This is a genomic window from Bradyrhizobium sp. Rc3b, from assembly GCF_900114915.1.
Taxonomy (GTDB): domain Bacteria; phylum Pseudomonadota; class Alphaproteobacteria; order Rhizobiales; family Xanthobacteraceae; genus Bradyrhizobium.
In genome coordinates this window covers 393,493-417,161 of sequence record NZ_FOUS01000005.1, presented here as the reverse complement: position 1 = coordinate 417,161, position 23,669 = coordinate 393,493, and the positions used below count along the sequence as shown (strand labels likewise).

At 65.0% G+C, this 23,669-nt stretch carries 18 protein-coding genes; 8 read left to right on the top strand and 10 right to left on the bottom strand.

Annotated features, from left to right (window positions below):
- Positions 1-40: 40 nt before the first annotated feature.
- Genes BM190_RS14610 through BM190_RS14590 form a run of 5 tightly spaced genes read left to right on the top strand, consistent with a single transcriptional unit; the run spans position 41 to position 5,663 of the window.
- Complete coding sequence (locus tag BM190_RS14610; protein WP_092255729.1) at positions 41-1,831, top strand: peptide ABC transporter substrate-binding protein; 1,791 nt, start codon at positions 41-43, stop codon at positions 1,829-1,831.
- 29 nt (positions 1,832-1,860) lie between these two features.
- Positions 1,861-2,820 (top strand): ABC transporter permease, encoded by a 960-nt coding sequence (locus BM190_RS14605; protein ID WP_018316290.1) that lies wholly within the window; start codon positions 1,861-1,863, stop codon positions 2,818-2,820.
- Entirely contained in the window at positions 2,786-3,703 is a 918-nt protein-coding gene (locus BM190_RS14600) for an ABC transporter permease (RefSeq protein WP_018316289.1), read from the top strand. Before BM190_RS14605 ends, BM190_RS14600 begins: the two co-directional genes overlap by 35 nt.
- On the top strand, positions 3,703-4,698 hold the full coding sequence (locus BM190_RS14595; RefSeq protein ID WP_092255726.1) for an ABC transporter ATP-binding protein: 996 nt from the start codon (positions 3,703-3,705) through the stop codon (positions 4,696-4,698). Before BM190_RS14600 ends, BM190_RS14595 begins: the two co-directional genes overlap by 1 nt.
- Complete coding sequence (locus BM190_RS14590; RefSeq protein WP_018316287.1) at positions 4,695-5,663, top strand: ABC transporter ATP-binding protein; 969 nt, start codon at positions 4,695-4,697, stop codon at positions 5,661-5,663. The genes BM190_RS14595 and BM190_RS14590 overlap by 4 nt, the downstream gene beginning before the upstream one ends.
- A gap of 98 nt (positions 5,664-5,761) precedes the next feature.
- Here BM190_RS14590 and BM190_RS14585 read toward each other — a convergent pair whose 3' ends face one another.
- Both BM190_RS14585 and BM190_RS14580 read right to left on the bottom strand, forming a co-directional pair.
- Entirely contained in the window at positions 5,762-6,406 is a 645-nt protein-coding gene (locus BM190_RS14585) for an HAD family hydrolase (protein WP_092255722.1), read from the bottom strand.
- 56 nt (positions 6,407-6,462) lie between these two features.
- Positions 6,463-7,506, bottom strand: coding sequence for a helix-turn-helix domain-containing protein (locus tag BM190_RS14580; protein ID WP_092255719.1), 1,044 nt, complete (start codon positions 7,504-7,506; stop codon positions 6,463-6,465).
- A 378-nt stretch (positions 7,507-7,884) separates the two neighbouring features.
- Between BM190_RS14580 and BM190_RS14575 the strand changes: the two genes are divergently transcribed.
- Positions 7,885-11,061, top strand: a complete 3,177-nt coding sequence (locus tag BM190_RS14575; RefSeq protein WP_177237075.1) for an autotransporter domain-containing protein — start codon at positions 7,885-7,887, stop codon at positions 11,059-11,061.
- A 13-nt stretch (positions 11,062-11,074) separates the two neighbouring features.
- On the opposite strand, the gene BM190_RS14570 is transcribed toward BM190_RS14575, so the two are convergent.
- Positions 11,075-12,979: a sensor domain-containing diguanylate cyclase gene (locus BM190_RS14570; RefSeq protein ID WP_092255716.1), complete on the bottom strand. Its 1,905-nt coding sequence runs from the start codon at positions 12,977-12,979 to the stop codon at positions 11,075-11,077.
- Between the two features lie 173 nt (positions 12,980-13,152).
- Positions 13,153-13,374, bottom strand: coding sequence for a dodecin (locus BM190_RS14565; RefSeq protein WP_018316283.1), 222 nt, complete (start codon positions 13,372-13,374; stop codon positions 13,153-13,155).
- Positions 13,375-13,610: 236 nt separating this feature from the next.
- Here BM190_RS14565 and BM190_RS14560 point away from each other — a divergent pair, with 236 nt between their 5' ends.
- Together BM190_RS14560 and BM190_RS14555 are read left to right on the top strand one after the other, a co-directional pair.
- The gene (locus BM190_RS14560; protein ID WP_092255714.1) at positions 13,611-14,612 is read left to right on the top strand and encodes a glycoside hydrolase family 16 protein; all 1,002 of its coding nucleotides are present in this window, start codon (positions 13,611-13,613) and stop codon (positions 14,610-14,612) included.
- Between the two features lie 2 nt (positions 14,613-14,614).
- Positions 14,615-16,084, top strand: coding sequence for a GH1 family beta-glucosidase (locus tag BM190_RS14555; RefSeq protein ID WP_092255711.1), 1,470 nt, complete (start codon positions 14,615-14,617; stop codon positions 16,082-16,084).
- Between the two features lie 9 nt (positions 16,085-16,093).
- Here BM190_RS14555 and BM190_RS14550 read toward each other — a convergent pair whose 3' ends face one another.
- The 6 genes from BM190_RS14550 to BM190_RS14525 all read right to left on the bottom strand — a co-directional run bounded on the left by BM190_RS14550 (position 16,094) and on the right by BM190_RS14525 (position 23,571).
- A complete protein-coding gene (locus BM190_RS14550; RefSeq protein WP_018316280.1) occupies positions 16,094-16,651 on the bottom strand; it encodes an HNH endonuclease in 558 nt (185 codons plus the stop codon).
- Positions 16,652-16,865: 214 nt separating this feature from the next.
- Positions 16,866-17,843, bottom strand: a complete 978-nt coding sequence (locus tag BM190_RS14545) for a peptidyl-alpha-hydroxyglycine alpha-amidating lyase family protein (RefSeq protein WP_092255974.1) — start codon at positions 17,841-17,843, stop codon at positions 16,866-16,868.
- 54 nt (positions 17,844-17,897) lie between these two features.
- Entirely contained in the window at positions 17,898-19,661 is a 1,764-nt protein-coding gene (locus BM190_RS14540) for a flavin-containing monooxygenase (protein WP_143109041.1), read from the bottom strand.
- Between the two features lie 166 nt (positions 19,662-19,827).
- Positions 19,828-21,354 (bottom strand): acyl-CoA synthetase, encoded by a 1,527-nt coding sequence (locus BM190_RS14535; protein WP_092255708.1) that lies wholly within the window; start codon positions 21,352-21,354, stop codon positions 19,828-19,830.
- Between the two features lie 22 nt (positions 21,355-21,376).
- Entirely contained in the window at positions 21,377-22,561 is a 1,185-nt protein-coding gene (locus BM190_RS14530) for an ABC transporter substrate-binding protein (RefSeq protein ID WP_092255706.1), read from the bottom strand.
- Between the two features lie 35 nt (positions 22,562-22,596).
- Entirely contained in the window at positions 22,597-23,571 is a 975-nt protein-coding gene (locus tag BM190_RS14525) for an NAD(P)H-dependent flavin oxidoreductase (RefSeq protein ID WP_092255969.1), read from the bottom strand.
- Positions 23,572-23,669: the final 98 nt, after the last annotated feature.

Sequence of the window (23,669 nt, the reverse complement as noted above, 5' to 3'; positions counted from 1 at the left end):
GGCCGTCTTCATCACGATGGGAACCAGACGGGGGACAACCATGCTGGATAAAGAACTGCGTTCGATGATCGGCCAGGTGAAGGACGGACGGATGGATCGCCGCGCCTTCATCACGCGCATGGCCGCGGTCGGTCTCACTGCCCCGCTGGCCAACCAGATCCTCGCGCTCGGCGGCGTCGCCATGGCCGAGGGCGCCTCGACCTACAAGCCGACCAAGCGTGGCGGCGGTGGTGCGCTGAAGCTGCTGTGGTGGCAGGGCCCGACCTTGCTCAATCCGCATTTCGCCACCGGCACCAAGGACCAGGACGGTGCGCGCTTGTTCTACGAGCCGCTGGCCTGTTGGGATCCCGACGGCAACATGAAGCTGGTTCTCGCCGCCGAAATTCCCTCGATCCAGAACGGCGGCCTGGCCGCCGACGGCAAGTCGGTGACCTGGAAGCTCAAGCCCGGCGTTAAATGGCATGACGGCGCGCCGTTCACTGCCGACGACGTCGTATTCAACTGGGAATACGCCAAGGATCCCGCGACCTCCGCGCTGACGATCGCGACGCTCCGCGACATCACGGTGGAGAAAGTGGATGACCTCACGGTCCGCATCCTCTTCAACAAGCCGACGCCGTTCTGGGCCGACGCCTTCGTCGGTGCGCCCAACACCATTATCCCGAAACATCTGTTCAAGGACTATATGGGGTCCAAATCGCGGGAGGCGCCGACCAACCTCTCGCCGGTCGGTACCGGCCCCTACAAGTTCGTCGAGTTCAAGCCGGGCGACCTCGTCCGCGGCGTGCTCAACCCCGATTATCACATGCCGAGCCGCCCCTATTTCGACTCGGTCGAGATGAAGGGCGGCGGCGACGCCGTCTCGGCCGCGCGGGCGGTGATCCAGACCGGCGAATACGATTTCGGCTGGAACATCCAGGTCGAGGACGACGTGCTGTTGCGCCTGGAGAAGGGCGGCAAGGGCAAGACCGTCTATGCGGTCGGTGGCGACACCGAGTTCATCGCGCTGAACTTCACCGATCCCAACACCGAGGTCGATGGCGAACGCTCCTCGATCAAGACCAAGCACCCGCTGTTCTCGGATCCGGCGGTGCGCAAGGCGCTCTCGCTGCTGATCGATCGCGAGTCGGTCAAGAAGGCGATCTATGGTCGCGCCGGCCGCACCACGGCCAACTTCCTCAACGGTCCCGAAAAGTTCGTCTCCAAGAACACCTCGTGGGAGTTCAGCATCGAGAAGGCCTCGAAGATCCTCGACGAGGCCGGCTGGAAGCCGGGCGCCGACGGCATCCGCGAGAAGGACGGCAAGAAGCTGAAGCTGCTCTACCAGACCTCGATCAACGGTCCGCGCCAGAAGACCCAGGCAATCGTCAAGCAGGCCTGCCAGAAGGCGGGCATCGACGTCGAATTGAAATCGGTCGTCGCCTCCGTGTTCTTCTCGTCCGATGTCGGCAATCCCGATACCTATTCCAAATTCTACGCCGACATGGAGATGTTCCAGATCCCGCTGAGCCAGCCCGATCCGTCGCAGCACATGCGTCGCTATCTCTCGACCCTCGTCGCCACCAAGGAGAACAAGTGGCAGGGCACCAACTTCCCGCGCTGGGTCAACAAGGAATATGACGCAACCATCCAGGCTGCGGACGGCGAGATGGATCCGGTCAAGCGCGCCGCGCTCTACATCAAGGCCAACGACCTGATGTACCAGGACACCGTGTTCATCCCGGTGCAGCATCGCCTCAAGGTCGAGGCAGCGGCCAACAATCTGCGCCCGGTCGTGTCCGGCTGGGCCAACGAAACCGACAATCTGTTCGACTGGTACCGCGAGGAATGATCCCCCAACTCTAGACGGGGCCTTCCCTCATGAGCCAATACGTCCTGCGTCGCCTGATGATCGCGATTCCGAGCCTGCTCGGAATCTCGGTCGTGCTGTTCGTCGTGCTCGCGCTCGCGCCCGGCGATCCGTTCTCCGAGCTGGCGACCAACCCGAACGTGCCGCCCGAGGTACAGGCGGCGCTCCGGGCCAAGTTCGGCCTCGACGATCCGATCCACCTTCGTTACCTGCACTGGCTCAACGCCATGCTGCACGGCGACTGGGGCTTCTCCTTCGTCAGCCGGATGAACGTCGACACGCTCATCCTGCAGCGCCTGCCGGCCACGCTCTACGTGATCGGCTCGGCGCAGATCCTGGCGCTGCTGATCGCGATTCCGGTCGGCGTCTATGCCGCCACGAAGCCCTATTCGCTGTTCGACCAGATCGCCAACACACTCGCGTTCGTCGGCTTCTCGCTGCCGACCTTCTTCACCGGCATCCTGTTCATCCTGATCTTCTCGGTCACGCTGGACTGGCTGCCTTTCGTCTACACCACCGACATCAAGGGCACCGGCATCCACTGGGTGCTGGAGATGATCCGTCAGGCGATCATGCCGGTGGCGGTGCTCGGCCTGTTCCAGGCGGCGTCGATGACGCGTTTCGTGCGCTCGGCGATGCTGGATGTGATCCGGCTCGACTATGTCACCACCGCCCGCGCCAAGGGGCTCGGGCAGGCCAAGGTCATCGTCAAGCATGTCATGCGCAACGCCATGATTCCGGTCGTGACGTTGATCGCGCTGCAAATGCCCGCGGTGTTCGGCGGCGCCATCGTCACCGAGCAGATCTTCCGTATTCCGGGCATCGGCTCGCTGCTGATCTCCTCCATCCTTTCCAACGACACGCCGGTGGTGATGGCCGTCACCTTCGTCTTTGCGTGTCTGGTCGTGCTGTTCAATCTCATCGCGGACGTGCTTTATGGCTGGCTTGACCCTCGCATCTCCCTCCGCTGAGCGGCGCGTCTACTCGCCCTGGCGCGAGACGTGGCGGCGCTACAGCCGCCACAAGCTTGCCGTGGTCAGCGCGTTCCTGCTGCTCGTTCTGATCCTGGCGGTGGTGCTCGGCCCCTTCATCTGGCGCGTCAAGATCGACGACATCGACATCGTCGCAGGCATGCAGGGGCCCTCGCCGGCGCATCCCTTCGGCACCGACGATCTCGGGCAGGACATCCTCGCCCGCATGATCTATGGCGGGCGCATCTCGCTCGCGGTCGGCCTCGCCGCGATGCTGGTCTCGGTCTTCGTCGGTGTGCTGATCGGCGCGCTCGCCGGCATGTCGCGCGGTGCGCTCGGCCACGGGCTGATGTGGCTGACCGATCTGTTCCTGTCGCTGCCGCAATTGCCGCTGCTGCTGCTGCTGATCTATCTCTTCCGCGACGGTCTGAAGGCCGCGTTCGGTCCGGAGGGCGGTATCTTCATCCTGATCGTGCTCGTGATCGGCGGCCTGCGCTGGATGCCGGTGGCGCGGCTCGTGCGCGCCCAGTTCCTGTCGATCCGCGAGAAGGAGTTCGTCGAGGCCGCGCGGGCGCTCGGGGCGAGCCCGGTGCGGCAGGTGGTACGTCACATCCTGCCCAATGCGCTCGGTCCGGTGATCATCGCCGGCACCATCGACGTCGCCGCCGCCATCATCGCGGAATCGACGCTGTCCTTCCTCGGCCTCGGCTTCCCGCCCGACACGCCGACCTGGGGCCGGCTGCTGTATGACGCAAAGGACTTTCTCGATATCGGCCCGCACTGGGCGCTGTTTCCGGGTGGCGCGATCTTCATCGCGGTGGTCGCCATCAACTTCATCGGCGACGGCCTGCGTGACGCACTCGATGCGCGACGGGTGATCTGATGGCGCCGCTGCTCGAGATCAAGGGACTGAAGACCCACTTCTCCACGGACGACGGCATCCTCCAGGCCGTCGACGGCGTCGACATCTCCATCAACCGGGGCGAGACGCTCTGCGTGGTCGGCGAATCCGGCTGCGGCAAGACCGTCACCGCGATGTCGATCCTGAAGCTGATCGCGATGCCGCCGGGCCGCATCGCGGCGGGTCAGATCATCTTCGAGGGTCGCGATCTCGTGCCGCTGACCAGCAACGAGCTCGACGAGATCAGGGCCAAGGAGATCGGCTTCATCTTCCAGGAGCCGATGACCTCGCTCAACCCGGTGCTCACCGTCGGCGAGCAGATCGCCGAGAGCCTGCGCCGCCACGAGGCCGTGACCAGGAAGCAGGCGCTCGATCGCACCATCGAGATGCTGAAGCTGGTGCAGATCCCCAACGCCGAAGGCCGCGTGCACAATTATCCGCACCAGTTCTCCGGTGGCATGCGCCAGCGAGTGATGATCGCGATGGCGCTCGCCTGCAAGCCGAAGCTGATCATCGCCGACGAGCCCACCACCGCGCTCGACGTGACCATCCAGGCCCAGATCCTGGACCTGCTCCAGGACATGAAGGAGCGCTTCGGCATGGCGGTGATGCTGATCACCCATGCCATGGGCGTCGTCGCCGAAACCGCGCAGCGCGTCGTCGTGATGTATGCCGGCAAGGTGGTCGAAGAAGCGCCGGTCGATGATCTCTTCGGCAATCCCGGCCATCCCTATACGCAAGGGTTGATTCGCTCGATCCCGCGCATCGATCTCGACAGCGAGCACAAGACGCGGCTCGAGGCGATCGGCGGCTCGGTGCCGATCCTGATCAATCCGCCGGTCGGCTGCCGCTTTGCGCCACGCTGCAAGTTCGCCATGAACGTCTGCACCGAGAAGGAGCCGCTGCTGCGCGAGATCGCACCCGGCCATCGCATGGCCTGTCATCTCGGCGATACAAATCTGGGAGGTGCGGCATGAGCGAACCCTTGCTGCAAGTCTCCAATCTGAAGAAGCATTTCCCCGTGCTCGGTGGCCTGCTGTCGCGCCAGGTTGGCACCGTCTATGCGGTCGACGGCGTGTCGTTCTCGGTCAATCGCGGCGAGACGCTCGGTCTCGTCGGTGAATCCGGCTGCGGCAAGTCGACGACGGGACGCTGCGTGCTGCGCCTGATCGAGCCGACCGACGGTGAGGTCACTTTCGACGGCCAGGACGTGCGCAGCCTCGGCGGCAACGATCTGCGCGCGATGCGGCGCAACATGCAGCTGGTGTTCCAGGATCCGTTCGCCTCGCTCAATCCGCGCATGACGGTCGGCGCGATCCTCGGCGAGGCCTTCACCATCCATAACCTTGCGACCTCCGCCAAGGAGCGCGAGGAGCGCGTCGCGGGCCTGCTGGTCAAGGTCGGGCTCAAGGCCGAGCACATGCGGCGCTATCCGCACGAATTCTCCGGCGGCCAGCGCCAGCGCATCGTGATCGCGCGCGCGCTCGCGGTCGAGCCGAAGCTGATCGTCTGCGACGAGCCGGTCTCGGCGCTCGACGTGTCGATCCAGGCCCAGGTCATCAATCTGCTGGAAGACCTCCAGGCCGAGTTGAACCTCACCTATCTCTTCGTCGCGCACGACCTCTCGGTGGTCGAGCACATCTCCGACCGCGTCGCGGTGATGTATCTCGGCCGGATCGTCGAGCTGGCGAAAGCGAGCGATCTCTACCGCAACCCGCAGCATCCCTACACCAGGGCGTTGTTGTCGGCGGTGCCGGTGCCCGATCCAAAGCTCAAGCGCGAGCGCATCCGCCTCAAGGGCGACGTGCCGAGCCCGATGAAGCCGCCGTCGGGCTGTCACTTCCACACCCGCTGCCCGATCGCCCAGCCGCGCTGCGCGGAAAGCGCGCCCGTGCTGAAGGAAGGGGCGGGCGGGCATTTCGTGGCGTGTCATCTGGCGTAGTGCGATGAACACGTAGGGTGGGCAAAGCGAAGCGTGCCCACGATTCTGAAGACGTGGGCACGGCGCTGTCGCGCCTTTGCCCACCCTACGCACATTCATCAGGGAAGCAGGCCGTACTCCGACAAAGCCTGCCTGAAGGTCTCCACGGACGTGTGCTGATGCGCGAACAAGCCCGCCTCTCGCGCGCCGGCGACGTTGGCTGCGAGATCGTCGACGAACAGGACGGTCTGCGGCCTCAAGCCGAGCTCCGAGAGGCAGAGGCGATAGCAGTGCGGGTCCGGCTTGGCGGTCTTGAATTGCGCCGAGGTGTAGATCCGGGCGCCGAACAGCGGGCGCAATTCCGGCAGCAGCGTGTCGATGTGGTCGGCAACCAGCGTGGTATTGTTGGTCAGGACGGCGATATCGACGGTGTTTCGCAGGCTGCCGGCAACGTCCAGCATCGCGCGATCGGCCTGCATCGAACGACGCCGGGCCTCCACCCATTCATCGAGCGAGAGGGGATAGCCGATGCGTTCACCAAAGCCCCGCAAATAGTCGGCGGCCTCGAGCGCGCCGGAATCGCCGAGCAGCTCGAATCCGCTGTCCCAGATCGCGTTGTGAACGGCTTCGCTGCTGGTCCCCGCAAGCTCCGCCAGATAGGCGACGCGCGTCGCCCTGTCGTAGTCGCAGAGGACATTGTCCATGTCGAAGAGGACAAGCTTGATGGCATCAGTCACGGCGACGCTCGCGCATTGGCCGAACATCCGGCCCTGGCGTGAGTCATATCGCGCCGGAACGCGGGCGACAAATCAGGTGCTGGCTAGGGCTGCGATGCGCGCCGCCGCGCCAGTTGATGCAGCACCGTGTCGACGGCCGGCACCGCTCCGGTCTCGCGCAGCCACGTGTCGGCCAATTCCCTCAATTCGCCCGGCGTCAGGCCGAACTTGCGACGGAACGCGCGGATGAAGGTGGAATCGCTGCTGAAGCGCATGTCGACGGCGAGCTCGATCAGACGGCCGTCCTGCGCGGATGGTGATATCAAGCGCCGAAACGCGAGATTGAGCCGCTGCTCCCGCACATAATGCGCAAGCCCGCCCTCGGCCTCGAACATCCGGTAGAGGGTCGCGCGCGAGATCTGGAAGTGGCGGCAGAGCTCTTCGCTGGTGAGCGCATCGGTTTCGAGATTGTTCGCGATGCGGCGCTTGATCATCGTGAGGTAGAGGTGCCGCTCGGCGCGCTCGAGGCCCGCGACGATCTCCGCCGTCCCGCCGGCAGCGGCCGCCACGAGATCGGCGATCGCCTCGACCGTGGCTTCGGCATGGCCGGTCGCGGTGTCCGTGCCGGGCTCGGACGGCAGGGCAAGCGCGGCGTAGTGGCTGGCGAGCAGGCGTGCATGAGGGTGATCCGACGGCAGCAGGGTTGCCGTCGCCGCATCCGGATGGGCGAGCCGCGGCGCCAGCATCGCGCGTTGCAGCACGATCGACATCAGATGGGTGCGGCTGCCCGCGGCGCGCAGCGCGGTCCGGTTTGGCTGCGCCATGTCGATCAGAACGATGTCGCCGGGCCGCAGCGTGACCTCGCGCCGGCCCGAGCTGAACTGCATCTCGCCCTCGACGCAGAGGGTGATCTGAAAATGATCCATGACGCCGCGGGCGACGTGCGCGGGCGTGCGGTCATAGTCCTGGTCGGTGGCACGCGTGTCGATCAGCAGGGCGTTGCGGGTCATCCTCGTCACCGTAGTGACATGGAAGTCGCCCTCCGCGGTCCGCGGAATGACCTCACAAATGTCGACCGTCATGGCCCGCAACTGCGCGAGCGCCTCCGGACCGCGCCCGGGAATGTCCGCCGCCGTGCTTCCGTTCAACGCAGTCCCGTCCACATCCCCTCGCGATGCGGAAGACCGCATGCAACTGATTTCTCGAGATCGGCGGCAAGCCAATGTCGGGTCTGGATGTAGCCATTCGGAAATCGGTGCGCAAGCGAGGTCGAGATAGATTGTGCGATTGTGTATTTGCAACCATCGAGAGGTTTACTTGGATTTTGTCGCGCTGAGACGCTGGGCACATCGTCCGGTCTGCCGCCCTGTTAGAGATTCTCCCGTCTCTGGAATGCGAGCGCGCCATGCGGGGCTGCGCCGTCGGAATGGGGTTGTCGCGTGGGGTCAATGGGAATTTTGCGCGCTGGTCGTTGGCAACGACGTCCGCGCAGCTGCCGTCGTCGCCGGACAGTGAGAGGTTGCGGCATGTTCGTCATCCTGGCTTTGCCGTATCTCGGCTCGACCTCCGCCAGCCGGGCGCAGATCGACAATTACGGCATCTGGACCGCGATCAACAGCACACCGGGGCAGGTGATCGAGTTCGGCACGCTGAGCAACGCTCCGATCGGGTCCCCGATCGGAACGAGCGCATATCCTCACAGCGCGGTGTTTTCGGCCGATGGCCGCTTCGCCTATGTCGTTGCCATGTCCGGCGCGGTGGAGGTCATCGACGTCGCTGGCCGGACGGTCGTCGCGACCATACCCGTCGCCGGATTGACGGCGGGATTGGCGCTCAGTCCGGATGGCTCGAGCCTCTACGTGACGTCCTCCTCGGCCGGTTCGGTCACGGTGATTTCCACCGCGACCAATCTCGTGGTCGGCTCACCCATCGCGGTGGGAGTAGCCCCTTTCGGCGTCGTCGTTTCGCCGGACGGGACCCGGGCCTATGTCGCCAACCAGGGCTCCGCGAACATTTCGATCATCGACGCCGCGTCGAAAACCGTCATCGGCACGGTCGCGGCGGGAAGCTCCCCCTCCGGCATCACGATGTCTCCGGACGGAAGCCGGATCTACGTGGCCAATCAAAGCAGTGGCAGCGTCTCGGTGATCGATGCGGTATCGCAATCGGTGGTTACGACGGTTTCGGTCTCCGGACTGCCCCTGAGCGTCGCGGCCAGCCCGGACGGGTCGCGGATCTATGTGGCGACGCAGTCCAACCAACTCGTGGTGATCAATGCCGTGACGAACACTGTCACGGCGAGCGTGACCTTGTCCGGCTTCAGCATCGGAGTGACCGTGACGCCCGACGGCAGCCGGGCCTACATCACGACAGGCCATGGCTATTACGTGATGGATACGGCCACCAACACGATCCTCTCCTCCGTCACCATGCCGATCGCGGACAACGGCAATGCCGGGACCGCCTTCATCGGGCCGAACGTCATCGTTGCGGCGGGTGGGGCGGTCGCGGCGGGCAGCGATGCCGCGCTCTCGGCACTGAGCTTCGGGCAATACGTCAACTTCAACGGCGGCGCGCTGCGGTTCACGGGGGCTTTCAGCACCGCGCGGACAATCTCGCTGCTGGCCGGCGGCGGCACGATCGACACCAACGGCTTCAATGCGACGTTATCAGGACAGATCATCAACACGGGAGCCCTGACCAAAATGGGGTTGGGCACGCTGACGCTGTCCGGCGCCAACACCTACAGCGGCGGCACCTTCGTCAACGGCGGCACGCTGGCCCTGAGCGGCGCCGGCACGCTGGGCGACGTCGGCGGGACGACCACGGTCAACAGCGGTGCCACACTCGATCTGGGCGGCACGACGCAGACCCAGGGCGCGGTCGGCCTTAACGGCGGCACGATCCGCAACGGCAACCTGAACGCGCCCATTACCTCCATCGGAGGCGTCCTCAACGGCATCGGCGGGACCGCGAGCCTGACGACCACGGCCGGCTTCACCATGTTGCTCGGCAACAACGGCTACACCGGAGCCACGGCCGTGAATGGCGGTGTGCTCGACGTCGAAGGAACGATCACCGGCACCTCTTCAGTCACCGTGAATGCCGGTGGCGTGCTGATGGGATCGGGCACGATCGATCCGCTGTTGGTGGCGATTGCCGGCGGCGGCACGTTCGCGCCCGGCAACGGCACGCCCGGCAGCGTCACGAGCATCGTCGGCGATCTCGCCCTGCAATCGGGCGCGATCTATCAGGTCCAGGTCAATCCGTCGACGGCGTCCCATGCGAACGTCACGGGCAGCGCGACGCTGGGCGGGGCTACCGTGAGCGCGGTGTTTGCAGCCGGCAGCTATATCGAGAAGAAATACACCATCCTCAGCGCGGGCGGCGGTCTCTCCGGTAGCTTTGCCTCGGCCGTTGCCAGCAGCAATCTCCCGGCGAACTTCAAGACCGATCTCAGCTACGACGCAAACAATGCCTATCTCAACCTGTCGCTCGCCTTCGTGCCGCCGCCGAATTCCGGCCTGAACGGCAATCAGCAGGCGGTGGCGAACGCATTGGTCAATTCCTTCGACGTCAACGGCGGCATTCCGCTGATCTATGGCAGCATGACGGCGGCCGGCTTGACGCAAGCCTCGGGCGAACAAGGCACGGCAGCGCAGCAGACGACGATCAGCGCGATGAGCCAGTTCATGGGCCTGCTCACCGACCCCTTCGCGCAGCGCGAGGGCGGGCCGGATCCTGCGAACGGTGCGGCTGGACTTGCCGAAGATGTTCAGGCAAGCGCCTATGCCGCACGCAAGCGCACCGACGCGTTCGCCATGTTCGGCAAGGCTCCGGCGCAGGGATTTGCGCGGCGTTGGAGCGTGTGGGCTGCCGGCTTCGGCGGATCGCAATCGACCGACGGCCGTGCGACGGATGGTTCGAACGACATGACGAGCCGCATCGCCGGCACGGCGGTCGGCGCGGACTATTGGCTCGCGCCGAACACGAAGCTCGGCTTCGCGCTTGCCGGCGGTGGCACCAGCTTCGGCGTGAACGGTCTCGGCTCCGGTCGCTCCGACCTGTTCCAGGCCGGCGCCTATCTTTACCATGCGAACGGCGCGGCCTACGTCTCCGCCGCGCTGGCCTATGGCTGGCAGAACATCACCACCGATCGCACCGTGACGGTCGCTGGCACAGACCGCCTGCGCGCCGCATTCGACGCCAACGCGTATTCCGGTCGTCTCGAAGGCGGCTACCGCCTGGTCGGGGCATGGATCGGCGGGATCGGCCTCACGCCTTATGGGGCGATGCAGTTCACGACGCTCGACCTGCCAGCCTATGCCGAACACGTCGTCTCCGGCTCATCGGCATTCGCCTTGAACTACGCCGCGAAGAGCGTGACCGACAGCCGCAGCGAGCTCGGCCTGCGTACCGACAAGTCGTTCGCCACGCTGGCCGGCGTGTTGGCACTGCGCGGCCGTGTCGCCTGGGCGCATGATTTCAATCCCGATCGTGCGGCCGCCGCAACCTTTCAGGCTTTGCCGGTCGCAAGCTTCGTCGTCAACGGCGCAGCGCAGGCCCGCGACGCCGCGCTCACGACGGCATCGGTCGAGATGAAATGGCTGAACGGCTGGTCGGGGGCGGCCACGTTCGAAGGCGAGTTCTCCAGCGTCACCCGCAGCTACGCCGGCAAGGGCAGCGTTCGCTACAATTGGTGAGCGGTGGGTCCCGTCACGCGGTCTTCGCGGGCCAGGGCACGACCTGTCCGGACATCACCAGCCGATCGCGGCCGCTGTCTTTCGCGGCATAGAGCGCACGGTCAGCCGCAGCGACCAGCGTGCTGAAGTCCGTGGAGGTCAGGGACGGAACCCCGGTTGCGGCGCCGACGCTGACCGTGACCAGCCGGGAGGGCGGATTTTGCGCATGCAGCATGGCAAGATCGTGCAGCGCCTGGCGGACCGCTTCTGCGACCTCCACGCAGCCATCCGAGCCGGTGTTCGGCAACAACACGGCGAATTCCTCGCCGCCGTAGCGCGCCGCGAGGTCGGCGGGGCGCCTGGCCTGGGCGGACAGGATCCGGCCCAGCGCGCGCAGGCACCCGTCGCCCGCCAGATGCCCGTAATGGTCGTTGAATTTCTTGAAATGATCGACGTCGATCAGCAGGAGCGAAAGCTGCGTGCCGTCGCGCCGGGCGCGCGCCCATTCCTCAGTGAGGCGTTCGTCGAATGCGCGCCGGTTGGCAAGGCCGGTGAGGCCGTCCGTCCTCGCAAGCGAAGCGAGCTTGTCCTGAAGATCCTTCTGCTCGGTTATGTCGCGCACGACCGCGACGACGCCGTCGATCGCGCCGCTGTCCGATGCCACCGTCACGTGCAGCGCCGCCTCCGCCCAGATCTCCCCTTTTTCGCGATGACGCTGGCGATAGACGAACCGCGCTTCCTCGGCCTCGCCGTTCTTCAGTGCCGTGATGGCCTGCTCGACCCGTTCCATGTCGTCGGCGTGAATGCCGGCCAGGGCCGACGAGTTCAGCAGTTCCTCGGCGGTCCAGCCGGTGATGCGCACGCATGACGGAGAGACGTAGAGCAGCCGGTTATCCAGCCCGATCCGGGTCACCATGTCGCTGGATTGCTCGGCCAGCAGGCGGAAATTGGCCTCCTTGGCGACCAGGGCCTGCGCCATGCGCTGCCGCTGCCAAAGCTGACGGACCAGGTAGGAGCCGATCACCGCGATCAGCAGGACGAGGCCGACGACGAAGGTGAAGCGCGTGGCGGCGGCGCGTCGCCAGGGAGCCAGCACGTCGTCCCGGGACTTGCTCGCCAGCACCATCAGGGGATAGCGGCTGCTGCGCTGGTAGTAGCTCAGGCGCTGCACGCCATCGAGCGGCGACTTGAAATAATAGACCGCTTCGGCGGGGCGGCTTTGCCAGCTTTTGAACAAGGGCGCATTGGACAGGTCGCGTCCAACGAAGGCGCCGCTCTCGTCTCGGCTGCGTGCCAGCATGATGCCGCCATTGTTGAGCAGCGATACCGAGCCGTTCGGCCCGACGTCGAACCGCTCGTAGAATTTGACGAAATAGCTGACGTCGATGGTGAGCAGGGCAACGCCGGCGAAGCCGCCGTCGTGATCGTTGATCCGACGGGACGCCGTGATGATCCACTGGCCCCCGGAGCGGCTCTTGACGGGCGGTCCGATCAGCGTGCCCGTTTCCGGGGAGGCGCGATGGCGCTGGAAATACTCCCGGTCGCTGTTGTTGAGCTTGGAGAAGTCGAGGCGCTCGGTCGTGGCAAGCCACCGGCCCGTCGCGTCATAGACGAAGATGCCGCGAATGCGATCCGATGATTTGCGTGTCGGCAGATAGGCCTGGAGCTTTGTGATGGTGTCGGGGCCGGTTCCGTCGAGTTCGAGCCGGTGGACCAGCCCGACCAGGAGCGTATCGGCAAGCTCGAACGTATCGTCCGCGTGCTGGATCAGTGAATGTGCGAGGTTGGCGACGTCGATCTCGGCGTTCCTGAGGTCGACATTGCGAGCTTCCCATTCGCGCCAGGCGCTCAAGCCGAGGATCGTCACGCAAATCAGCGCAACAAAGCCCGCCGCCCAGAGCGGAAGACGCGCCTTGCCGAGTTCGCGGCTGGTGACCATCGGGCTTGCTCCAAATTGGGGCAAACCTCTCACTTTCGCCTTAACGGCCTATTGCAAAATCCGCGATGATTGTGCGGGGTCCGTAATCAACCGGAAGGATTGCCGATGTCGCCAGGGCTCGTCGGCGGAGCCACGCTACCGCAGTGCGACAGTTCCGTCTGCTGCCCGCCGCGTCATCCCTCAAGCGTGAAACCGACGCGCAGCGTCACCTGATAATGGCGCACGGCGCCGTTCTCGATGTGGCCGCGCGTCTGCACCACCTCGAACCATTTCATCTCGCGGATGGTCTTGGAGGCGCGGCTGATCGCGTTCTTGATCGCGTCCTCGATCGAGGTTTCGGACGATCCGACGAGGTCCAGGATCTTGTAGACATGATCACTCTCGGTTGCGGCCATGGGTCTTCCCTTGTGTCATCTTGCAGCGGACAAACGCGCTCGATGGAACGTGCATGCGAGCGCATGGCGTTGACTCTGAACGGGCGTGGACGCTTCGGGTTCCCAGCGCCCGATGGCCCCGGAGCGGAGGCGAGAAATGGTTTTCAAATCGCCCGCCGGCGCTGGATGCCGCGGTTGCCCCCGCGAAGACGGATAAGCTAACCTCTGCGCATGTCGTGGCAGCTTCGAGTGCGGTGATGATCGACCGTTGGACGAGGGGCACTCTGGTTACGATCGGCCTCGGCGTGCTGACCGCGCCTTGTATGGCGCAGGATGAGCTCGATGGCGCGCCGGCGAGCATGTCGCTGCAAGTCACGACCGATCCTTCCACCATCGCGTGTCGCCGGCTCGATACGGTCAATCCGGCTTCGCTGGTGTTCCTGCCGCTGCGCCGGACTTTCAGCGAGGATTTCGACGAGCATCCGCTGTCGACGGGACGTTGGGTCCCGCATTATGCCGGCGGCGCGGCGTGGCCGGAGGCGCGATATTGGGGCGGCGACGGCTCCGACTTCAAGCGCAAGACCAGCGCCAATGGCGAGCAGCAGATCTACGTCGACCCGCGCTATGCGGGCCGCGCGGCCGCGCCGCTCGGGCTCGATCCGTTCAGGGTGAAGGATGGCGTGCTATCGATCATCGCCAGCCGCACCCCGCCGGAATTGAAGCCGGTGCTGTTCAACAACGAGTACATCTCGGGCATCCTGACGACCCAGGGCACATTCGCCCAGAAGCACGGCTATTTCGAAATTCGCGCCAAGGTGCCGGTCGGCCACGCAGTGTGGCCGGCGTTCTGGATGCTGGCGGACGACGGCGGCTGGCCGCCGGAGGTCGACGTGCTGGAAGGCCGCGGCGAACGGCCGGGAGATCTGGTGATGACGACGCATTGGCGGATCCCCTCGACCCAGAAGATCCAATCCTGCGGCTTCGATTTCGCGGTCGGCGACGCCTCGAGCGTATTCCACAATTACGGTGTGCTGTGGCAGGAGGATCGGTTGGTCTATTTCATCGACCGCAGGCCGGTCTCCGACATCAAGGTGCCGATCGGCTTCGATGATCCCATGTACATGATCGTCAATCTGGCGATCGGGTCGAAGTTTTTTCCGGGCGTCAGTCAGGTCGATGCGGAATCGCCAGCGAGCGTCGCGTTCGAGATCGACCGGATTTCCGTCTATCAGATCGATCTGGAGCTGGCACGGAGATAGCGATGCCAGCCGATGTCTCGCGGCGCCGTTTTGCCAAGCTCACGGGCCTCGCCGCGCTGGGCGTAGCCGCAGGTGTCCGGGCCGCGGAGAATGAAAAGTCCGCATCGACCGACCGCCACCTGCCGGCGCCGTTTCCGAAGGATTTTTTGTGGGGCACGGCGACCTCGTCCTACCAGATCGAAGGCGCGGTCGATGAGGACGGTCGCGGAAAGTCGATCTGGGATATTTTCAGCCACATCCCCGGCAACATCGAGGACGGCTCGACCGGCGACCGCGCCAACGAGCACTATCACCGCTACAAGGAGGACGTCGCGCTGATCAAGGCGCTCGGCGTCAGGGCCTACCGTTTCTCGATCGCATGGCCGCGCGTGTTTCCGGAAGGCTTTGGCCAGCCCAACCCCAAGGGGCTCGATTTCTACGACCGTCTCGTCGACGAGCTGCTCGCGAACGGCATCGAACCATATGCCACGCTCTATCATTGGGACCTGCCGCAGGCGCTCCAGGACCGCGTCGGCGGCTGGTCGTCGAGCGACACCTCGAAGGCTTTTGCCGATTACGCTGCGCATGTCGCCGCGCGTCTGACCGATCGGGTGAAGAATATCTTCACCGTGAACGAGGTCGGGCGTTTCGTGAATTTCGGCTATGGCTGGGGCATCGATGCGCCCGGTCTCAAGCTGCCGACCGCGCAGCTCAATCAGGCGCGCCATCACGTCGCCTTGGCGCACGGGCTTGCCGTGCAGGCGATCCGCGCCTCCGGCCGCGCCGGCACCCGCGTCGGCCCGGCCGAGAACATCGCCGCCTGCGTGCCGGCGATCGCGACGCTGGAAAACATCCACGCCGCCGAGATCGCGACGCGCGAGCTCAACGCCGGCTTCCTCGGCGTGGTGCTGGAGGGCAAATACACCGAGGGCTTTTTGGCCTATGCCGGCGCGGATGCGCCGAAATTCACCGCCGAGCAACTGAAGATCATCGGCACGCCGAACGATTTCGTCGGCCTCAACATTTACGCGCCGCAGTATTACGTCACGGCTTCCGACCGCGCGCCCGGCTTCCACGTGCTGCCGTTCCCCACCTCGTTCCCGCACATGAATTCGGAATGGCTGCGGATCGGCCCCGAAGTGATCTACTGGGCGCCGCGCCTTGCGGCAAAGATCTGGAACATCGAGAATATCTATATCAGCGAGAACGGCACCTCGTGCGAGGACAAGATCGCTGCCGACGGCCAGGTCTACGACCTCGACCGCATCATGTTCCTGCGCAACTATCTGTCCCAGATGCAGCGCGCGACCGCCGAGGGCGTGCCGATCCGCGGCTACTTCCTCTGGAGCCTGATGGACAATTTCGAGTGGATCTTCGGCTACGGCAAGCGCTTCGGCCTCTACCGGGTCGATTTCGAGACCCAGGCAAGGCTGCCGAAGCTGAGCGCGGCGTTCTATCGCGACGTGGTGGCACGGAATGCAATCGGGGCGTGAGACCACACCCTACGGATCCAGCTCCGTATCCCAGTACAGATAGTCGAGCCAACTATCGTGCAGATAGTTCGGCGGGAACAGGCGGCCGTTGCGGTGAAGCTGGTGCACGGTCGGGGCGAAGGCGTGCTGGCGCGGAAACATTTTTGCCTGCACCGGCGTGAGATTGCCTTTGCGCAGGTTACACGGCGAGCATGCCGCGACCACGTTCTCCCAGGTGGTCTGGCCGCCTTTGCTGCGCGGGATGATGTGATCGAAGGTCAAGTCTTCGGGCGAGCCGCAATACTGGCAGGCGAAACGGTCGCGCAGGAAAACGTTGAACCGGGTGAAGGCCGGATGGGTGGTCGGCTTGACGAAGGATTTGAGCGAGACGACGCTCGGCAGCTGCATTTGCAGCGTGGGGCTATGAACCGCCTGATCGTAATGTGCGACGATGTTGACGCGATCGAGGAACACCGCCTTGATCGCGTCCTGCCACGACCAAAGAGACAGCGGGTAGTAACTCAGCGGCCGGAAGTCCGCATTCAGCACCAACACCGGCCAACTGCCTTGCGAGACATGTGCGTTCAAGTAACGCTCCCGGCCTCCAATATACGCTGCGAAGCAGCATGTACTGACATACTACATGCAGCGTGACGGGATTGTGAAGCCCGTTGAGCGACTTATTCAGGTGCAAGCAATGCGGCGCCGGGGTGGCGAAAGTGCTCAAAAAGCCGCGTTTTGGAGGAGGTACGCGGCTGGCTAGGAACCGCCGTGACCAGCGGCTGGTGGTCTGCTGCGGAAGCTACTCCCGTACCCGCTCCAGCTTCTGCAAGCACCGCGTCGCGCGCACCGCCGCCGGCATCTCCTCGTCGGGAAAGCTGGTGTCCCAGTTGGTCACGCCGACCTCGCCGACATAGATGTCGCCCCTGGAATCCAGCGCGATGCCGTGGGGCGCCAGGAACTTTCCGCTCGCAACACCCGGCCCTTCCTCGCCGCCGAGGCGCGCGATGCGCTTGCCCTTGGCGTCCACGATCGACAGCCGCGGGCCGAGATTGGGCACATTGCGGTTGATGGCGAGGCCCGGGCCGAGCTCGCCGATCACGAAGGTCGGGCTCTTGGCCCCTCCGCAGCAGCACAGCGCGCAGGGGCGGTGAAGGTTGTTCCACTGCGTCTCGTATTTGCCCTCGCCATCGAACACCTGCACCCGGTGGTTCTCGCGGTCGGCGACATAGACCCAGCCGTCGGCGTCGGTGGCAATATTGTGCACGATGTTGAACTGGCCGGGATCTGTGCCCGGCTCGCCCCAGCTCTTGAGCAGCTTGCCGTCCGGCGTGAACTTGTGCACGCGCGCATTGCCATAGCCGTCGGAGACGTAGATCTCGCCCTTCGGCGACAGCGCGGTGTGGGTGCAGCGGTGGAAGGGCTCGCCGCTCATGAACGGCGCCGGTTTCTCGGGGATGCCGATCGTCAGCAGCACCTTGCCGTCCGTGGTGCATTTGCGCACGGTATGGTCGCCGTCATCGGTGCAGTAGAGATTGTCGTCGGCGTCGATATGCAGCCCGTGTGCTCGCGAGAACAGCCCTTCGCCCCAACTGCGCAGGAAATTGCCCTCGCGGTCGAGCACCACCATCGGGTGAGCGCCGCGGTTGAAGACGTAGACACGATCCTTGCTGTCGACCGCGACGGAGGCGACGTCGGTGAGCTGCCAGCCGTCGGGCAGTTTCGCGAAATTGTCGACGACGCGGTAGCGGTGCTCGCCGCTGCCGAGAATGGCTGGCATTGATCTCTCCTCTTGTCATTCCGGGCTCGCGCTACGCGCGCCCCGGAATGACGGCTATATTCGCCCCAAAATCCCTTTCTCGATCGCCTTGATCTGCAGCGCGAGATATTTCGAGTTGATCCGGCATTGGGCGAGGCTGCCGGCGATGAACCAGAGCCCGGGCTGCCTGGTGCGCGCGTACATGTTGCGCAGCTCAAGACCATCGCCAAAGCCCCAGATCGGCCCGACGCGGTCGGCGATGGCCTCGCCGAACAGTTTTCGCACCAGATATTCCTGCGGCTTGTAGCCGGTCGAGAGCACGATGAGATCGGCGGGAAGGAGCGTGCCGTCCTTCATCCGTGCGCCCTCCTCGACGAAACCCTCGATGTCGGAGAACTGCCTGAGCTTGATCGCGCCCTCGACGACCAGGTTGGAGCAGCCGACGTTGAAATAATAGCCGCCGCCGCGGGTGAGGTATTTGAACTGCCAGCCGGTGCCGGCCTCGCCGAAGTCGAGCTTGAAGCCGACGTGGGAGAGGCCGTCCAGCAGCTCCTTGTCGAGCTGCTTCGATTGCTCGGTCAGCATCACGTGCGTCTTCTTCGCCAGCGGCGTCGGCATCGAGGCCGCGATCAAATCATTGTCCTCGAGCGTGCCTTCGTTGTAGGTCGCATAAGCGAGCTGCGCCGACGGCTCGATATTGGTGACCAGCGTCGGCGAACGCTGCACCAGCGTCACCTCGGCGCCGCTGGAATGAAGGTCCTGCGCGATGTCGTGGCCGCTGTTGCCGGTGCCGATGACGATCGCGCGCTTGCCGGTCCAGCTCTCGCCATCCTCGTAGCGGCTGGAATGCAGCAGCGTTCCCTTGAAATTGTCGAGCGTCGGAATGGCCGGAATATTGGCGATGCCGCTGACGCCGGTTGCCATGATGACATGACGCGGATGCATGGTCCGCTTGCTGCCGTCGGTACGGCACAGTGTGACCGTCCAGCGTCCCTTCGCCTCGTCATAGGCGCCGCCTGCGAATTCGGTGCCGGTCCAGAAGTTCAGCTCCATGGCATCGACGTAGGCCTCGAACCAGTTGGCGAGCTTGTCCTTGGGGATATAGGTCGGCCAGTTCGGCGGGAACGGCATGTAGGGCAGGTGATTGACCTGCACCTGGTTGTGCAGGGTGAGCGCATGATAACGCTTGCGCCAATTGTCGCCGATCCTCGTCTCGCGATCGACGATCAGCGCGTCGACCTTGAGCTGCTTCAGCCGTGCTGCGATCGCGAGCCCGGCCTGGCCGCCGCCGACCACCAGCACGGCCGGATCGCGATCGGCGTAGTCGCGCGAGGCGTTGCGCAAATCGAGCCAGTTAGGCCCGCGGAAATCGCGCGAATAGGCCTGGCCGCGCGGCCTCGACGTGCCGAGTTGCTCCTCGAATCCCTTGAGCTCGTCGAGCGCGGTGAGCAATGTCCAGGCCTTCAGGCGGTCGCCGTCAGCGCCATCGGGAATGAGCCTGATGATGCCGCTGCCACGCCCGAACGCCGTTTCGAAATTGAAGATCGCTTCGATGGTATTGGTACCGGCGCGTGTCACCCAGCGCGGCGGCGCGCGGTTCGGCGCGATCTTGAAGCTGGTCGGTGCCGCCTGGGGCGCGAGCGCGGTCAGCGCTAGCGCAATCGTCTCGCGGCCGGCGATCGTTTGCAGGTTCCAGCTCAGCGCCAGCACGTCGCGCCAAAAGCTGTCGGCGAGGAAGAGGCGGTCCAGCGTGGCGGGATCGGGCCTGCCCAGCGCGCGCTCGAATTCATCGAGCCAGGCCTGGGCGCAGGCGGATAGATCCTTGATCTTGTCGAGCATGCGCGACCTCTTGGCCGTCTTTCGCGGCGTTTCCTCTGAATCGAACGCTATACGGTTTCCTTGCCCGCAAAAAGCTGCCGACCCGAGCGAGGCAGGCATGCAGCCCTGCTCGGGCGGAATATGGCCTGGCCCTCCACTCGCGCGCGGGACGCCGGCCGGTGAAGGTTTAAGCGCCGCCCGGACCGCGGCCGGTCCAATAGGGATCGCGCAGCTTGCGTTTGAAGATCTTTCCGGTCGCCTCCCGGGGCAGCGCATCCAGGAACCGGATCTCCTTCGGCACCTTGAAGTTCGCCAGCCGCTCGCGCAGAAAGGCCTGCACTGCGGCAGCGGAGAGCTGCTCGCCGGTGTCGGGCTCGATGCAGGCACAGAGCCGCTCGCCATATTCCGGGTCGGGAATGCCGAACACGGCGCAATCGCGTACGCCGGGCATGCCGATCAGCGCGTTCTCGATCTCGGCGGGATAGATGTTGACGCCACCCGATATCACCATGTCGCGCTTGCGGTCGCACAGGAACAGATAGCCGTCCTCGTCGAGATAGCCGACGTCGCCGACGCTGACGAGGCCGTCGCGCCCGGCCTCGGCGCGCGCCTGCGCCTTGCCGTGATAATCGAAATCGGGCACCGCTGTCTGACGCATGTAGATTTCGCCGACCTCGTTGGCCTTGCACGGGCTGCCGTCGTCGCGGAATATCCTGACGATGCCGCCTTCGATGGCGCGGCCGACGGTGCCGGGCTTCTTCAGCGCCTCCTCGGCAGAGTGCCACACCGGGATCCCGGTCTCGGTCGAGCCGAAATACTCGTTGATGACCGGCCCCCACCAATCGATCATCGCCTTCTTCACCTCGGGCGGGCAGGGCGCAGCGCCGTGCACGACGAAGCGCAGCGACGACAGGTCGTAGCGGCGCCTGACGGTCTCGGGCAGCCGCAGCAGCCGCACGAACATGGTGGGGACCATGTGGATGTGCGTCACGCGGTGACGCTCGATCAGCGCCAGCAGCTCCTCCGCATCGAACCGCGGCTGGAGGATGATGGTACAGCTATTGCGAAACGCCATCATGCCGTAGGAATGCGGCGCCGAGTGGTACATCGGCCCGTTGATCAGCACGATTTGGTTGTCCCGTGGCTTGATGCCATAGGCGATGGCGCCGACGCGTTCGGAGGCGGCGGCCTGTTCCGGCTGCATCGGCATGCGCCGCACGCCCTTCGGCATCCCGGTCGTGCCCGACGTGTAGATCATCGCCGCGGCCCGGCGCGGCGGTTCCTGAGCTTCCACTTGGCCGTCGCGCCAGCGGTCCCAATCGGTCAGTCCGGCGGGGATTTGCGTCAGCGCGGCGGGCACGGCGAACGTTGTCGCCAGTTCGGGCGGCGTCTGGACCACAAGAAGACGGACGTCCTCCGGCACGCCGTCACGAATCTGCGGCAGCAGGTCGGCGTGGCAGACCAGGATCTTCGCGCCGCTGTCGGTCAGGATGTAGCGGACCTCCTCGGCCTTGAGATGCCAGTTGATCGGCACCACCGGGCTGCCGAGGGCGGCAGAGGCCGCAACCACCTCGAACAGGGCGAAGTCGTTGCGCAGCATCATCGCAACCGGCGCGGCCTCGGCAAGGCCCAGGGCGCGGAATCCGCTCGCCGCCCGCCTGATGCGTGACTGGATCTCGTCATAGCTGATCCGGCGCTCGCCGCTGATGATCATGGCGTGTCCTTCCCGCGCGAGCCTAGCGATCGTCCAGCACGTCGCCGAAGCCGACCCAGCTCTTGCCGTTGAAGCGGCGGAGCTGAAGCTGCTGGAACGGCAGATAATCGTCGGGACCGGTCGTAACCGATATTCCCGGCAGCAGCAGCGGCAGCTTCACCTCCTTCAGCGAGGCCGCCTGGCGCATGATGTTGTCGCGGCTGACATCATCCTTGCACGCCTTCAGCACCGTCATCAGCAGCGTCGCGTAGTGATAGCCGGCCGCGTAGTTGGAGTTGGAAAGGTCGGCGTTCGGCATGTATTGCTTCATGAAGGCAAAATACTCCCTCACGCCGGGATCGTTGGCCCATTGCGGGTCCATCGTGTCCTTCTGGTTGCTCGACGAGATCAGGCCGACCGCGTTGTCGAGCCCGGCGGGCTCCAGGAACGAAATCGACGAAGCCGAGGTCGGCACGAAGAACAGCTCGGGCTTCCAGCCGATCTCGGCCACGCCCTTGACCATCTGCGAGGTGAACTTTCCGAGCACGACGCCGAACAGCACGTTGGCGCCCGAGGCCTTCAGGGTCGAGAGCTGCGAGCTGATCGTCGGCGCGCTGGTCTCGTAGGTCTGCTCCGCGATGATCATGCTGGCCGCCTTGGCTCCGAGTGCGCGCTTGAAGCCTGCGACATAGTCGCGACCGAAATCGTCGTTCTGCGCCAGGATCGCGATCCTGGCGTCGGGCTTGGTCTGCAGAATGTATTTGGCATAGACCACGCCCTCGGATTCGTAGGCCGCCATCCCCGGCATCGTCCACGGATTCTTCTGCGGCTCGGCCCATTTTGTGGCGCCCGAGAGCACGAACAGCTGCGGCACCTTCTTGGCGTTGAGATAGCGCTGCACGGCGCTGTTGGTGGCGGTGCCGAGCGAGCCGAACATCATCAGCACCTCGTCCTGCTCGACCAGCTTGCGGGTCTGCTCGACCGTCTTCGGCGGCGAATAGGCGTCGTCCAGCGTGATGAACTTGACCTTGCGGCCGCTGATGCCGCCTTCGGCATTGATCTTCTCGAAGAACGCTTCCTGTGTCCGCCCGATCGCGCCGAAGCCGGAGGCCGGGCCGCTATAGGGCAGGGTCTGCCCGATGCGGATCTCGGCGCTGCCCTCGGCGTGGGCGCTGGCGGCGCCGAGCGTCAGCAACGACATGCCGATCAATGCGGCTGCGAGCTTCATGGTGTCCTCCCGTTTTTTCTTGTCAGTCCGAGACGTCAGGCGCTGGCGCGGAGCAGGAAATCCTGGCGGGCCTGATCGAACTCCGCCTTCATCCGGTCGACCAGGTCGGCCACGGGCGGCGCGTCGGTGATCTGGCCGATGCCCTGGCCCGAACCCCAGATGTCGCGCCAGGCCTTTGATTTCGTGTTGCCGCCGGAGCCGAAATTCATCTTCGTCTTGTCGGCCACCGGCAGATTGCCCGGATCGAGTCCCGCGGCGGCGATGGAGGGGCCGAGATAGTTGCCGTGCACGCCGGTGAACAGGTTGGTGTAGACGATGTCGTGCGCGGCATGCTGCGTCAGCGCGGCCTTGTAGGCTTCGTCGGCGTTGGCTTCCCTGGTCGCGATGAAGCGCGTGCCGATATAGGCGAGGTCGGCGCCCAGCGTCAGCGCGGAGGCAATGCCGAAGCCGTCGCTGATCGCGCCTGACAGCAGGATCGTGCCCTTGAACCATTGCTTGACCTCGCGCACCAGCGCGAAGGGCGACAGCGTTCCGGCATGCCCGCCGGCGCCCGCGCAGACCAGGATCAGGCCGTCGACGCCGTGCTCGGCCGCTTTCCGCGCATGCTTGACGTTGATGACGTCGTGGAACACCAGCCCGCCGTAGGAATGCGCGGCCTCGACGATCTCGGCCGGCGGCCGCAGCGAGGTGATGATGATGGGGACGCGATGTTTCACGCAGGTCTCCATGTCTTTCATCAGGCGGTCGTTGGAGGCGTGGCAGATCTGGTTGACCGCGTAGGGCGCGACCTTCCTGCCCGGATTGAGCGATTTGTATTGGCCGAGCTCGTCCTCGATGCGGCTCAGCCATTCGTCGAACTTCGCGACCGGACGGGCATTGAGCGCGGGGAAGGATCCGACGACGCCCGCCTTGCACTGGGCGATCACCAGCTCTGGTCCGGAGACGATGAAGAGCGGCGAGCCCACCACGGGCAGCGCGAGCGAATCCTTCAAGAGAGCGGGCAGCGCCATCATGTCCTCCCTGGAAACGCGGCCCCGCCGGCGGGCGGATGACGAGGCGTTTCCCTGTTGATTGTCGCGCGGGCGATTGCCGCCCGTGTCGCGGGTTT